Origin of the sequence: Gottfriedia acidiceleris (assembly GCF_036421055.1) — a bacterium.
GTDB lineage: Bacteria > Bacillota > Bacilli > Bacillales > Bacillaceae_G > Gottfriedia > Gottfriedia acidiceleris_C.
On sequence record NZ_JAZGQS010000011.1, the window covers coordinates 115,746 to 130,217 of the forward strand.

General features: G+C 32.7%; 11 protein-coding genes and 1 riboswitch. Of the genes, 9 read left to right on the plus strand and 2 right to left on the minus strand.

Going from position 1 to position 14,472, the window contains the following annotated elements; genetic code table 11:
- The first annotated feature begins 7 nt into the window (after positions 1–7).
- The 4 genes from RAH41_RS17235 to RAH41_RS17250 all read left to right on the plus strand — a co-directional run bounded on the left by RAH41_RS17235 (position 8) and on the right by RAH41_RS17250 (position 6,312).
- Complete coding sequence (locus RAH41_RS17235) at positions 8–499, plus strand: quercetin 2,3-dioxygenase (protein ID WP_331224213.1); 492 nt, start codon at positions 8–10, stop codon at positions 497–499.
- 282 nt (positions 500–781) lie between these two features.
- Positions 782–1,333 carry an NADPH-dependent FMN reductase gene (locus RAH41_RS17240; protein ID WP_331224214.1) on the plus strand — a complete coding sequence of 184 codons (552 nt, stop codon included), beginning with the start codon at positions 782–784 and terminating at the stop codon, positions 1,331–1,333.
- A 186-nt stretch (positions 1,334–1,519) separates the two neighbouring features.
- Complete coding sequence (locus tag RAH41_RS17245) at positions 1,520–2,239, plus strand: nucleotidyltransferase domain-containing protein (protein WP_331224217.1); 720 nt, start codon at positions 1,520–1,522, stop codon at positions 2,237–2,239.
- A gap of 530 nt (positions 2,240–2,769) precedes the next feature.
- The gene (locus RAH41_RS17250) at positions 2,770–6,312 is read left to right on the plus strand and encodes a S8 family serine peptidase (RefSeq protein ID WP_331224219.1); all 3,543 of its coding nucleotides are present in this window, start codon (positions 2,770–2,772) and stop codon (positions 6,310–6,312) included.
- 67 nt (positions 6,313–6,379) lie between these two features.
- Here RAH41_RS17250 and RAH41_RS17255 read toward each other — a convergent pair whose 3' ends face one another.
- Positions 6,380–7,501, minus strand: coding sequence for an endospore germination permease (locus RAH41_RS17255; RefSeq protein ID WP_331224221.1), 1,122 nt, complete (start codon positions 7,499–7,501; stop codon positions 6,380–6,382).
- A gap of 150 nt (positions 7,502–7,651) precedes the next feature.
- Here RAH41_RS17255 and RAH41_RS17260 point away from each other — a divergent pair, with 150 nt between their 5' ends.
- From RAH41_RS17260 to RAH41_RS17275, 4 genes are all read left to right on the plus strand, one after another.
- Complete coding sequence (locus RAH41_RS17260) at positions 7,652–8,107, plus strand: GNAT family N-acetyltransferase (RefSeq protein WP_331224223.1); 456 nt, start codon at positions 7,652–7,654, stop codon at positions 8,105–8,107.
- Between the two features lie 185 nt (positions 8,108–8,292).
- Entirely contained in the window at positions 8,293–9,276 is a 984-nt protein-coding gene (locus tag RAH41_RS17265) for a ketoacyl-ACP synthase III (RefSeq protein WP_331224225.1), read from the plus strand.
- A 304-nt stretch (positions 9,277–9,580) separates the two neighbouring features.
- The gene (locus tag RAH41_RS17270; protein ID WP_331224226.1) at positions 9,581–10,399 is read left to right on the plus strand and encodes a glycerol-3-phosphate dehydrogenase; all 819 of its coding nucleotides are present in this window, start codon (positions 9,581–9,583) and stop codon (positions 10,397–10,399) included.
- A gap of 178 nt (positions 10,400–10,577) precedes the next feature.
- A riboswitch (purine riboswitch) is annotated at positions 10,578–10,681 on the plus strand.
- 146 nt (positions 10,682–10,827) lie between these two features.
- Positions 10,828–11,715: a 5'-methylthioadenosine/S-adenosylhomocysteine nucleosidase gene (locus RAH41_RS17275; RefSeq protein ID WP_419471625.1), complete on the plus strand. Its 888-nt coding sequence runs from the start codon at positions 10,828–10,830 to the stop codon at positions 11,713–11,715.
- Between the two features lie 106 nt (positions 11,716–11,821).
- Here the strand turns inward: RAH41_RS17275 and RAH41_RS17280 are convergent, their stop codons facing one another.
- A complete protein-coding gene (locus RAH41_RS17280; RefSeq protein ID WP_331224227.1) occupies positions 11,822–12,400 on the minus strand; it encodes a metalloregulator ArsR/SmtB family transcription factor in 579 nt (192 codons plus the stop codon).
- Positions 12,401–13,172: 772 nt separating this feature from the next.
- Between RAH41_RS17280 and RAH41_RS17285 the strand changes: the two genes are divergently transcribed.
- Positions 13,173–14,450, plus strand: a complete 1,278-nt coding sequence (locus RAH41_RS17285; RefSeq protein WP_331224228.1) for an MFS transporter — start codon at positions 13,173–13,175, stop codon at positions 14,448–14,450.
- Positions 14,451–14,472: the final 22 nt, after the last annotated feature.

The window sequence follows — 14,472 nt, forward strand, 5'->3', positions numbered from 1 at the left end:
GTAAAAAATGACTTTCGACCAACAGGGTATTGCAGGTTTTATGCACCGAGGAATTACAGAAGAGAATACGTATTTCTTTTTAAATGACTTTACTTCCATATTAGTGAGTGGTGAAGACACAAACGGAGCTTTTTGCGTCTTGCATTGCAACGGTATAAAAGATGGTGGACCTCCTCTTCACGTACATGAATTAGAAGATGAAACGTTTTATGTATTAGAAGGAGAAATTACTTTTTTTATTGGAAATCATACAATTTTAGCAAGGGCTGGAGAGTATGTTTTTGCTCCTCGAGGAATTCCACATACGTTTAAAGTTAAATCAGAAGAAACCAAATTTATCGTAACTGCTTATCCATCTGGTTTTGACCAATTTGTTAAAGAACTATCTGTACCATTTCATAAAGGTTTCACAAAGCCTGAAGGACCACCTTCGGATGAGAAAATTCAGAAGTTGATTGAGGTGTCAAAAAAATATAAAATTTTATATCCAAAAAATTAAATATAGTTGTGGAGATAATTATGCATGGAATTGCCTTTTACCAAGAAAATTTCTTATTTTTTTGATAATATTTCATCACTAGTAATAAATATAGTTATTTCTGTTTTCTCCTAATACTTAGTAAAAAAATTTTTTTTCGTTCGTACGATTCATAAATTTAGTCGAAATTTAAGTTACTTTGGGTAAAAATTTATTCAACTAAATTAAAGGGGAATTATGGAATGTCTAGAATCGTTTTAATTGGTTGAAAGATTTCAGAGGAAGTTTAAGGAGGAAGAACTAATGTCAAACGAAAATTTAAATATCGGGATTATCTTAGGTAGCACACGTAAAGGGCGAGTAAGTCCTCAAGTAGGAGAGTGGGTAAAAGGGATCGCTGACAAACGAAAAGATGCAAATTATGAAATTGTAGACATTGCTGATTACCAATTACCGTTTTTAGGAACTACTGATGGGACTGAGCCTGGAATTGCAGCATGGAATGGAAAACTTGCTAGTTTGGACGGATTTGTATTTATAGTTTCTGAATACAATCACAGTATTTCAGGAGCATTAAAAAATGCACTTGATTTTGCTCGTGAAGCTTGGAACAACAAAGCAGCCGGAATGGTAAGTTATGGTTCAACTGGTGGTGCGCGTGCAGCAGAACACTTACGTGGAATTTGTGGTGAATTATTAATTGCTGACGTGAAAACTCATCCAACATTGTCTTTATTTACGGATTTTGAGAACTTCTCTACATTTAAACCTGCGGATCTACATCTTAATAATGTTAGTTTAATGCTTGACCAAGTTGTTGCTTGGAGCGGTGCATTGAAGACTTTAAGAAAGTAAAGTATTTTTTCATCTGAAAATAGATATAAAAGAAAAATACCTATAGAGTATTCAGTTAGCGGGTTGAAGAGCAATTCCTGATTTCTAGGAGGTGCTCTTTTTTTACAGCTAGATTTATAAAATTACAAGTATGATAGATTATACTTAATAATAGATAAATCTAAAATAATAATAGGGAGATAACAAATGGATTATTTAAATAAAATAGACCATATTAAAGCGGCAAATCATTTTATTCATAAGTATTTTCCAAACTGTCAGGGGGCATTATTAGCGGGTAGCGTGGTCCGTGGCGAGGCAACAGAAACATCTGATCTTGATATTGTTATTTTCGATAAAAGTCTTAGTTCTTCATATAGAGAGTCATTAAAAGCATTTGGTTGGGATATAGAAGTGTTTGTACATAATTTATCATCTTATAAACAATTTTTTAAAAGTGATTACGAGCGAGCTAGGCCGTCATTGCCTAGGATGGTTTCTGAAGGAATCATCTTAAAGGATGAAGGAGTAATTAACGAGATTAAAAAAGAAGCAAATGATCTTTTAGATAAGGGACCAGAAAAATGGTCAGAGGAAACAATAAAAGTAAAGCGATATTTTATTACGGATACACTAAATGATTTTATAGGTTGCTCTAATAGAGCAGAAGAATTATTTATAGCAAATACACTAGCCGAACTAGTAAGCGAATTCGTTTTAAGAACAAATGGTAAATGGATTGGTACTTCAAAGTGGATTATACGTTCATTAAGACAATACAACGAAGAATTTGCAAACATTCTTGTTGATGCTTTTGATTCGTTTTATACAAATGGTGAAAAAAATCGAATAATCAAATTAGTTGATGAAGTTTTGCATCCATTTGGCGGACGGTTGTTTGAAGACTTTTCTTTAGGAAAAATATAGCGTGTAAAGGGTCATATTTTTATGACTCTTTTTTATTGTTGTTTTGCTAAATGTAGTTTCATATTCAGTTTATCTAATAAAATAACAAACTATTTATTTGGTTTCATAAATTTCGGTATATTATTTACAATGAGATAGGCCATTTCTCCTGTTTTTCGTCAGGGTTAAAGAAATTTAGATAATAAAAATGAACTTTATGTTAGATTTTTCCCAATTTTCTGTTTGATTTATCCAATAAAAAAGTAAAAAATACGACAAAATTTTATAATTTTTTCCACAAAGTAACACGGTTTTTGCATATATCTTAAAGTGAAACGTATAAAGATGATAAAAAAGTTTGTAAAAGAACTAAGTAGGATTCCCCCAATATACGTTCATTTAAGCCAGATGTACAATTTAAGTGTATTTAATTAACAGCCACAAAAAAACAGATGAATAGGAAAACTTAAGCTACTTATTCTAATTACTATTAATCTATAGATCCAAAGTGGATTTAAATAAATACAGAATAATATTGTAGGAGAGTTGTTATGAAAAACGGAAAATTTAAAGCGTTTAAAGTTATGTCTACTACTGCTTTAGTATCATTACTTTTTACTTCATTGGCTTTTGCAGATAACGATAACATTACATCTCAAACTGATTCAACGGATGTTAGTTTTGAACAGGGAACATTTACTAAGGCTAATTTAGATTTATCACAAGAAAACTCATTGTATAAAGAAGGCAACAGTCAAGAAGCTACAAATCAAAATGTTGCAAATACGTTTAAACCAGATGATGAAGTGCATTTAATTGTTGAGGTAGATGAGCCAGCTGATAGCGAGCAAGCGACACCTGAGCATAAAAAAGCAATGTTTAAACAAAAGCAAGACAATGTAATTGATGAAATCTCAAAAGAAAAAAATTCTAATTCAAAAGCAGATTTTAAATTGAAGCACCGTTACTTTGAAGGTTTTAATGGATTCAGTATTGAAACACAATATAAAAATTTAAAAGAGATCCAGTCAATTCCTGGCGTTAAGTATGTTCAAGTTGCTAGAACATTCCATGAAACGATGGCAGCAAGTAAAGAATTAGTACAAGCTCAAAAGGTTTGGGAGCAATATGGCTATAAAGGAGAAGGCTTATTAGTAGGAGTTGTCGATTCTGGTATTGATTGGACTCACAAAGATATGACACTATCAGATGCAGCTAAGTCGAAAGAAAAATGGACAAAGGATAAAATTGACCAGTTAGCAACAACAACAGATGTAAATGAAACTTGGTATTCAGATAAAGTACCATCTGGATATGATTGGGCAGACAACGATACGAATGTTATTCCTGGACCAAAAGGTAGTCCACATGGTACACACGTTTCCGGAACAATTGGAGCAAATGGTGATGATTCTAAAGGTGGAGTTGCTGGTATTGCACCGGGCGTCCAGCTATTAGCAGAAAAAGTATTCTCTGATAATGGTGGCGGTGCTTATGAGGATGATATTATTGCAGGGATTGAGCATGCTGTTACAATGGGTGCAGATGTTATCAACATGAGCTTAGGCAGTGACGCAGGTTATGTAGACGAAAATTATGATCCGATTCAAAAAGCAATCAGAAACGCGACAGAAAAAGGTACACTAGTTGTAGTAGCAGCTGGAAATTCAGCATTCAGTTCAGAAGCTTTCCTAACACCTGCAACAGTAAAACCATTTGCAGAAAATCCTGATATTGGAACAGTTGGATCACCGGGAGTAAGTCCATACGCAGTATCAGTTGCTTCCTATGAAAATAGTAAAATTCATATGAATGCAATTTCTGATGGAAGTCTAGCGGTACCTTTCAAAGATCACTCTCAATATGGCCAAGCATTTAATGTATCTAATAATCTATTACCGAATACAAACTATGATTTGGTATATGTAAATGAAGGAAAAAAAGCGGCTGATTATCCAAAAGGTAAAACGAATTACATTGCCGTAGTTAAACTTTTAAATTCATATAGTACTGTTTCGAGCATTCAATTTACTGCAAAAGCTGCAGGAGCAAAGGCGATCATTATGATCCCACCTTCAAACTGGCCAGATTATGTAACTCTACCAGTAACTGGAGCTGCAACACCGACAGCTTCAACAAGTAAATCGATCGGCCAAGCATTATTAGATAAAATGAACCAAATGCCTACAGGTCAATATGTAAGTATGAAAAATATCGGCGATTATTGGGTAGATAATCCTGATAAAGATACGATGTCTTACTTTTCATCAATGGGTACAACGCCAACTTTAGATTTTAAACCAGAAATTTCGGCTCCAGGTGGAAATATTTATTCAACAATACCTGGTAATAGTTATCAAGTAATGAGTGGTACATCGATGGCTACGCCTCATGTTGCAGGTGGTTCAGCTTTAGTATTACAATCACTTTATGAAAAAGGGCTACAACACTCAGAAGATACAGTTTTAAAAGCCAAAGTTGCATTAATGAATACATCTAAGGTCATTATGGATCCAAGAACAAATAATGAAGCGCCATATTCACCACGTATTCAAGGTTCTGGTTTAATGCAAATTCAAAATGCTATTAATACACCAGTTGTTGTGACAAATCGAAACGCTCCTTTGGAACAAGCTGGTTCAGTAGCATTAAAGGAAATCGGTCAAAATACAAGCTTTAAATTAAACGTAGATGCTTTTGATGCACCTAAAGGAAAAAATAATAGTGCTGATATTGAATACAATGTATATGTTGATTTATTAAAAGATAAGACAGAAACAAAGCAATTTGATTTTGATCATGATGGCCAATTAGATTCAAAAGATTATTTAACATTATCAAGTGAACAAATTAAGGGAGCAAAGATCACAGTAAATGATAATATCATAACAGATAAAACAGGGTCTATTCTGAAAATCAAACCAGGTCAATCAAAAATGTTAACGGTTAATATATCATTACCAGATTCATTAAAGAAAAATAGTTTTGTTGAAGGGTATGTTCGTCTTGTACCAGTGGCAAAAGACCAAGATAAAGCTGTACCTTTAACGATGCCTTATATGGGCTTCTATGGAAAATGGGATGAGCCACGAAATATCGATGCCCCAGCTTGGGAAAAAGATTCCTTTGCAGGTCATACAGCACTTTGGAATGATACTACAGAGGGTGGGGCACCATTAGGATACAATGGGAAAGGCTTTGATATGAACCATATTGCTTTCTCGCCTAACTATATTGATAAAGGGATCTTTGGAGGAATGGCGGTTTTACGTAATCTAGAAAAAGCCGAGGTCTCTATTGAAGATTCTACTGGAAAACAAATTAGATATTTAGGTGACTTTAGTGAATACACAGGTACTGGTGAGCCATGGAAATTTAATAAAAATATAATGTTTAATGCAGATTATGGATATAATTTATATCAATGGGATATGAAAGACGTAGAAGGAAATTTTGTTCCTGATGGTACTTACTATTACGTAATTAAAACAACATTAGCATATCCAAACGCTAGACCGCAAACTGTTAAAATGCCAATGATTGTGGATTCAGTTGCACCAAAAATTTCTGATATTAAGGTAACACCAAACAACGGTAAATATGATATTACATTCAATGCGACTGATAATGCAACTGACTTTAACTTTGCTGATGTTTATGTAAATGGTACATTTTATGAACTTAGACCGGGCGTAACGAAACTAACTGTTAATACAGAACCAAAAGGTATAGTATTCAGATCTATTGATTATGCAGGAAACTTGGCTTGGACAACATGGGGAGACCAAAGCTATAATAAGCAAAGTATGGCGATGGTAACTTGGGGTATTTCTCCATCAACTGGTGTAAGCGCATCCAAGCCTGCGAGAATTTCACTATTTGGTTATGGTAGAGTAGATTGGACGATTAATATTAAAGATGCAAAAGGAAATCTTGTAGACTCGTCTACATTCGAAAATGAGCATACTTTTAGTACACAATGGGCACCAGAAAAAGATCTTCCAAGTGGTACTTATACGGTTACAGTAGATGTTGTTACGAAAGATGGTTTTAAAGTAACAACAACGCCTAAAACGATTACGGTTACTCAATAATATTCAAATTGACAGAACAAAAAGGCTCAGTGGAAACTGAAGCCTTTTTGTTACGTCTTTTTATACGTTAATTGTAATTCAAGTCTTCTTTATTATTTTTTAGTTTCCCTTGAATTAGGAGAACAAGTAATAAACTAACTGGAATAACAATTTGAAGTGGAATGTGTAGTAAATATGGTACTAAATGGATCCCTTCTAAATGGTGCTCAAGAAAACTAGAAGCGACCCATAACGAAGTAACAACGGTAATAACGCCAATAGGATAGACTAGATGTTTACTTTTCTTTACATTAAATAAATCAGCAGCCCCAGATACCGCACAATAAAAAAATAGTGTAATTTTTACAAAGGCATTGCATACAGCAATGATCACTATGAAAGTATCCAATCTTTGGATGAAATCGGCAATATTAATATAACTAACAGCTGTTAGAAGTGGGTAGGTTGTTCTTTCAATAACGGAAGGACCTAATATTGCAGTATTTAAAACTGCAAATAAGGTTAATATAAGACCCGAAAATAATAAAGCAGGTATTCCTACCTTTATTGCTAAATCTTGTTTTGTTAAATGTGGCATAATCATTGTAAATGTAAGGATTTCACCAAAAGGAATGGTTAAAGAAATTGGGAAAGCCGCTTTTAATACTGGTGTCCACCCGTTTTCTAAAACGGGTCTTAAATTATCAATCTTTATTAATTTTGAAATGATTTCAAATCCTATAAAGATAACAACAAGAAACATAATGATGATAAAAATAAATTCACTTGAACGAGCGAAAGTTTCTAGTCCTTTAGAAATTGCATACATGATTAATAACATCATAATTAGTCCAATTGAAATTAGGGAAGAAGCATTATAAAGAGTGATTGTTAATAAATCCTCAAAATCACGTAAAGCTCGTGCAGCAATATAAATAAAATATAAGATATAGATTAATGCAAGTATTTTCCCAACATATTTCCCTAAAATAATTTGAATATATTTAGTTAAGGGGATTTCAGGAAAGAATGAATATAATTTTATATACACAGCAAAGATTAAACAAGCTCCAATGAGTCCAATCAATAAACTAATCCATCCATCTTGTTTAGCTCTAGCAAATATTTCAACTGGTGGAGAAGAACCAACCCCAAACATAAAAATCATACAAAAGAATTGAAAACCACTTATATTTAATTTACGATTCATTTGAATTCCTTCTTTTGTCTTTTAATGTACCTTCTAGATATTTATACTTTCCATAAAATTCTATTTTATTAAGAGTTTAGATAAATTAACTAGTCAGAAGTTTGATGAAAATTTAGTATAATAATACTAAAAGAAAGAGGTGTTCATAACGTGGAAATTAAGGTAGATGATTTAACTGGTATTGAAGTTGCTAAGCTTATTAGTGAGCACCTTCAAAGTATGACACAACAATCTCCACCAGAAAGTATTCATGCTCTAAATCTTGAAGGATTAAAAAAACCGGAAATTACGTTTTGGAGTGTATGGGAACAAAATGAATTAGTTGGATGTGGAGCTCTAAAAGAACTTGACCCATTACATGGGGAAGTAAAATCAATGAGAACTTCTTCAGCTCATTTAAGAAAAGGAGTTGCAAGACGAATGCTCCAACACATCATCGAAGAGGCGAAAAGTAGAGGTTACAAGAGAATAAGTTTGGAAACGGGTTCAATGGAAGCTTTCGATCCAGCAAAAAAACTATATGAACTCTTTGGATTTAAGTATTGTAATCCTTTTGCTGATTATAAAGATGATCCTAATAGTGTTTTTATGACACTGGAATTGTAATGTTTTTTAAGTAAAGTTGCTGTTGTTAGCAACTTTTTTTAGTTTAAAACCTACACGCCTTAATATACAATCCATTCGATAAATTAAAAGAATAAAAAAATTTTAAATTAAAATTAGTACCTAGTATTAATATCTGGTGATATAATATTAGAAAGCTATAAAAAATTATGACTGAGGTGACCATAATGCAAAATTCAAAAGCACGTATCACTGCAATAGGTTCATATGTACCAGAAAAAGTATTAGCAAATAAGGATTTAGAAAAAATAGTTGAGACAAATGATGAATGGATTGTAAAGCGAACTGGCATAAAAGAAAGAAGAATTGCAAATGAAAATGAATATACAAGCGACTTAAGCTTTAAGGCAATAAAAGACTTGATGGAAAGATACAATAAGTCTGTTGAAGATGTTGATATGATTCTTGTTTGTACTTTAACGCCAGACTTCAAAACGCCAAGTGTTGCTTCAATTATCCAAGCAAAGCTTGGAATAAAAAATGCTGGGGCAATTGATTTAAATGCTGCATGCGCAGGTTTTACTTACGGTTTATATATGGCAAATGGATTAATTACATCCGGATTAAATCGAAAAATTTTAGTAGTTGGAGCAGAAACTTTATCTAAAATAACCGATTATGAAGATCGCACTACTTGCATTTTATTTGGTGATGGAGCTGGTGTAGCTTTAATAGAGTATGATGAAGAACAACCTAGCTTCATTTCCTCATACTTAGGATCAGAGGGTGAAAAAGGCAAACATTTATATTGTTCAAATTTATCAAATCAAATGTTTGGTGAAGAGATAATTAATAACAGCAATATCGTTCAAAATGGACGCGAGGTATACAAGTGGGCTGTTACGACAGTACCTAAAGGAATGCAAGCTGTATTAAACAATGGATCCACTTCTTTAAATGAAGTCGATTGGTTTGTTCCACATAGTGCAAATTTAAGAATGATTGAATCAATCTGCGAAAGAAGTGAATTTCCAATTGATAAAACATTAAATAGCTTAGTAGATTGCGGAAATACATCATCAGCCACAATTCCATTATCTTTAGTTAAGGGCGTAAAGGAAGGAAAGCTTAAATATGGGGATAAGGTTTTACTGTATGGTTTTGGTGGTGGATTAACTCATTCAGGAATACTTATTAATTGGACTTTGTAATAGAGCTTTTTAAGCAAAAACTCATTTATAGCGAGAAGATGAAAATGGGTTCCTTAGTAAGTACAAATGTAAAAAGACGCAAAAAAGTGTAATGAGAGGTTCATGAGGAAGTGAAAAAGCAAAAAAATGAAAATAAGTTCCTCATAACAAACTGCAGAACAACAGATTTAAATTAAGAGACTAATTGACAAACTCACTTTTCAGCAAACAGAAGAAGTCTAATCGGTTACCTAATTAGACTTCTTGTTTGTTTTTTTGTTTAGGCCGATTACTCGATAATATATTCTGGAAGGAAGAGTAATGTATGAATGTATCTGTCTTAGGATGCGGTAGATGGGGAACTTTTTTAGCTTGGTACGCTAATCGAGTTAGTCACAATGTAATTCTATGGGGAAGAGAAAACTCTAGAAATTTTATTGGCTTAAATCAGACAAGAAAAAATGACTATTTAAGCCTCCCAGATGGAATTGAATTAACGAGGTCTTTAGAAAGTGCATTATCATTTGCAGAAGTGATTATTATATCGATTAGTGCCCAAGAGCTAAGATCATTTGCAAACCGCTTAAGTCAATATGATGAAATACAAGGCAAAACCTTTATCCTCTGTATGAAAGGTATAGAATCCACTACAGGAAAAAGGCTCACACAAGTCTTTCGTGAAGAAGTTGGTAAAAATAGTAATCTAGCGGTTTGGGTAGGACCTGGTCATGTGCAGGATTTTGTAAGAAATATACCTAATTGTATGGTAATAGGTTCGGAGAAAATTGAAGTAACAAAACAGATTGCTAAAATATTTAACAGCGAGTTAATTCGATTTTATTATGGCCAAGATTTAATTGGTAATGAAATTGGTGCTGCAACAAAAAATGTCATGGGAATAGCTGCGGGAATGCTAGACGGATTGAAATATAGTAGTTTAAAAGGATCATTAATGGCTAGAGGAACTAGGGAAATTTCTCGTTTAATAAGAGCAATGGGTGGAAAGGCTTTAAGGGAACTTTCAGATCAGTATGAAGTTGAACTACCTATTTGTAAGGCATTGTTTGAAATTATTTATGAACATAAAAATGCGAAAGACACTTTAGAGGAATTATTTTTACGACCAATAAAATTCGAATTCTAAAAAAAATGAAATTTTATTACAGTAATTTCAGAGAGTATAACAAATTCTTTTGTTTTTTAACTATTTATACAAACTGAACCTATTATTTTCTGTAAAATACGAACGTTATTAATACCATTTGTAAAAATGTTCATGTTTAGTATTGAAAATATATTTCGAGTTTGATATATTATCAGTGTAATCATTCATAAACAGTACTCGTATATGCTCAGTAATATGGTCTGAGCGTTTCTACCTGGTTCCCAATAAAAGAACTAGACTACGGGTTAAAGTATACTTGGTTTCATTTTTTGTAACCAATAATGATGATTAGCATTAAACTTTATTTATTGCTAATTTATACTTTAACTTTCGTAGGTCTAGAAGGTAGAGATTGTTCTACTTTTTCTAGACCATTTTTTTTGACTTTAACATCGAGTGTGACCATCATCAAGGGGGAAAAAACATTGTTAAAAAAATACGGTTTATTAGGAATCATTTCTGCACTATTAATCTCTGTATCTGTAGGTAATTACTTTAAATCGAACACTGTAGAAGCAAAAACTAAACATCTTAAACCAATTATTATTGAGGGACCAATGCCAATCGAGGCTGAAAAGTTTGCAAGTCAGCTAAAAAATGTAAAAATTGAAAAATCAGGTAGTTTCGTATTTTACAAAGGTACTTTAGATAATTATCCTGTTATTGTAGCAAAAACAGGTAAAGGTATGGAAAACACTGCTGCTGCTACAGCGATTGCAATTGAAAAATATAAACCAATCGCCATTATTAACCAAGGTACATCTGGTGGTCATGATGCGAATTTAAATGTATTTGATATCGTATTAGGTAAAAATACAACTAATATTGGATCTTTAAAGACGGAAACGAAGGACGAAAACCAAGGTATTGATGCAACTCAGTGGAAACCAATGGACTTAATGGCTTCAGAAGGTAGTGCAGGTGAAGATCCAAACGCTGAAAAACCACGTTTTTACGAAGGTAATAAAGATTTATTAGCAGCTGCAAATGCAGTGAAAAACAAATACACTAAAGGTAAGGTTGTAGAAGGTACAATCGGATCTGCAGACGTTTGGAACAATGAGGTTGATCGTATTAAATGGTTCCATACTAAATATGGAACTTCAGTAGAAGAAATGGAAGGCGCTGCTGCAGCTCAAATCTCTCAAGCATATAATGTAGCTTTCTTAGGAATTCGCGTATTATCAAACAATAAAACAAATGGCGGGAAATATGATCCAACTACAGCTGAAGCATGTCAGGGATATGTAATGGAAGTAGTTAAGAAATATATTTCTACAAATCCAAGTAAATAATATTTAGAAAAAGAGATAGTTTAAAGTATCTCTTTTTCTTTTTTTAGGCATTTTTCATAGATTTTATGATACTTACATGCCAATTTTTATCTTCTTTTTTGCCCAATTATTTTAACCACCATAATTCAACCGGATTTAATTCATACTGATTATTTTCGCGATACATAAATTGACACATAATGAGTTCTCGTCTCAAAGTAGCGTAATCTTCATGAAATTCCTTCAAATATTCATTGATTTCTTTTTCTTGATAAACTCTACCAAATTCTAAACCTTTAATCATATGCGCTAAAACGACAAGCTTTTTCTTTCGCTGAGCAGGATAAATTTTAAGTTTGCCTTCCTTCGTAAAGAAATTATTGAGAATACTTAAACGTTCACTTTCAGTAACTGACATTTCCATATTGGAATCTCCTCCTGTTCCTACCGTGAAAATTGCTTTCGCATTCATTTCTAAAATTTTTGTATTTAGAGAGAAATAGATTGTATTTTTATCTCGGCGCTCTTTAATCAGACCAATCTCTCTAAGCTTCGACATATGATGGGTAATTGTTGGGGGTTTAAGATTTAATTTACTGGCAATTTCTTGCCCACTTAAATGACCTTGCTGAAGTAGAGCAATAATGCGTACACGAGTAAGATCACCTAAAGCTTTATGAAAATCTACAATTTTATTTAATTGCACTTAATATACACCTACTTTTATATTCATCTAATTAGATAGTAGTCTAATTTAATTTGCGTTTCAATGAGTATCTTTGTCCAAACATAAAATTAGTCGTTTTTTACTAAATATTTATATTTAATGAAATTGATAGGATAACGATTGGCCTGCAACGAATGTTGAACAAGTCACTGAATAAGTCACTGAATAAGTATTTTAGAATGGGGTGTACTAGGTGAAAAGTATTGATAAAAAGAATGCTGCAAATAGATGGTTTCAAGAATACATTACAACTGGAAATCTGGAAGTATACGACTAAAGATTTTGTCTTTCACTTTAGAAATGGGGAGAATTCAAAAGAAAAGATGAAGGAGTTTATGACCCGGTATCGTTTAGTATTTCATGATGACGATGTGTATGACATTTAAAGGTAGATGATTCAATATACCGACAGTAAATCAACGTGTGAAGGAATCAGTAATCTTAATATTTTATTTCGGGCTCTAAGGTAAAAGAAATGTAGTGTGAAAATAGTGAAGGAGCTATTTGCCTTACAAAGTAATACTCATTCACTTTTTTAAATCAAGTCAAATGGTTTACTTTAAGGCATTCCAATTTTTCTCATTTATATAGGAATAAAGTATTAGGCTTGCATATTGGCATAATCAGAAATAACTGCTATGCTAATTAAGTGAAAAATTTAAAAAGGGGGAATTTTCATGCAAATAAAAGGGATATCTGCTACAAATTTAAAACGAAGGGGATTCTATAGATAAAGAGAGGTTGTAAGAGCATGGGGATACTTAATTTTCACAAAAATATAAAAATTCGATTACTCGAATCGTTCTTAAGTTCGTCAATTGGAAGTATGGTTTTTCCATTTATGGCGATTTATTTATCTAAACATTTTGGGGTAAAACAAGCAGGATTGCTTTTGCTTGTAAATGTATTTATAGGCATTATTATGAACTTTTTTGGGGGATATTTTTCGGATCAATTTGGTCGAAAAAAGACGATGGTGTTTGCCGAAACAATTCGGTTACTCGCGTTTATTACGATGATGCTTTGTAATTCACCTTGGTTTACATCACCCCTTATTACATTTTTTATGATGACTTTAAATAGCATTTGTTGGGGGCTAGCAGGGCCTGCAAATCAAGCAATGTTAATAGATGTGAGTAAGCCAGAGGAACGAAAGCTTATGTACTCAATCATGTACTGGTCGAACAATTTATCAATTGCAATTGGTGGTATGCTTGGAGGATTTTTATTTAGATCATATTTATTTGAATTATTATTAGCACTGTCAGTTGCTTCACTTATTACATGGGTCTTAATTACATTCTTTGTTGAGGAAAGCTTAGTTACTGAAAAAACAGAAACGAAGACAATCGGTCATCACGCTCAAAAAATGATTTCAAATTATCGTGATGTTTTTCAAGATAAACTCTTTATTCTTTATGTACTGGCAGGTTTACTAGTGCTTTCAATGGAATTTCAATTAACAAATTATATAAGTATTCGATTAGCGAATGATTTCCACACACAACATTTATTGAATTGGACATTTGGTGGAATCGAGATGAATGGTTTTCTCCGTACAGAAAATACGATACTTGTAGTCGTAATGGCACTTTTCGCTTCTAAAATTGTAGGGAAATTGGACGATCGAAAAACGTTAATTTGGAGTTGTATTGCATTTGTTGGTGGATATGCAGTAATTTCATATAGTAACTCTATTTGGCTATTATTTATAGCAATGTTCATAGCAACAGTTGCAGAAGTATTAAGAGTACCAGTTCAACAAAACTATATGGCTAACTTACCAGCTGATGAAACAAGGAGTTCTTATATGGCGGTTGCAGGCTTAACATTTAATTTAGCAATGTTTATTTGTTCGATAACCGTATCACTAAGTGCCTATTTATCAAATTTCGCGACTTCTTTCTTTTTAACAAGTTTAGGAGTAATTGGTATTCTTATATTCGTTCGAATTACACCTGCATTAGAAAGAAGAATTAAGGGTGATATATTACAGGAGCAGGGACAAACTGCTGGAATAAATTCTTAATTTTTAGGGAGTTGCTTTTTGC

Coding starts and splice junctions, on each gene's coding strand:
- RAH41_RS17255 (WP_331224221.1), bottom strand. CDS start 7,501: ATGAATCGTAAATTAAATATAAGTGGTTTTCAATTCTTTTGTATGATT.
- RAH41_RS17235 (WP_331224213.1), top strand. CDS start 8: ATGACTTTCGACCAACAGGGTATTGCAGGTTTTATGCACCGAGGAATT.
- RAH41_RS17240 (WP_331224214.1), top strand. CDS start 782: ATGTCAAACGAAAATTTAAATATCGGGATTATCTTAGGTAGCACACGT.
- RAH41_RS17265 (WP_331224225.1), top strand. CDS start 8,293: ATGCAAAATTCAAAAGCACGTATCACTGCAATAGGTTCATATGTACCA.
- RAH41_RS17270 (WP_331224226.1), top strand. CDS start 9,581: ATGAATGTATCTGTCTTAGGATGCGGTAGATGGGGAACTTTTTTAGCT.
- RAH41_RS17245 (WP_331224217.1), top strand. CDS start 1,520: ATGGATTATTTAAATAAAATAGACCATATTAAAGCGGCAAATCATTTT.
- RAH41_RS17285 (WP_331224228.1), top strand. CDS start 13,173: ATGGGGATACTTAATTTTCACAAAAATATAAAAATTCGATTACTCGAA.
- RAH41_RS17250 (WP_331224219.1), top strand. CDS start 2,770: ATGAAAAACGGAAAATTTAAAGCGTTTAAAGTTATGTCTACTACTGCT.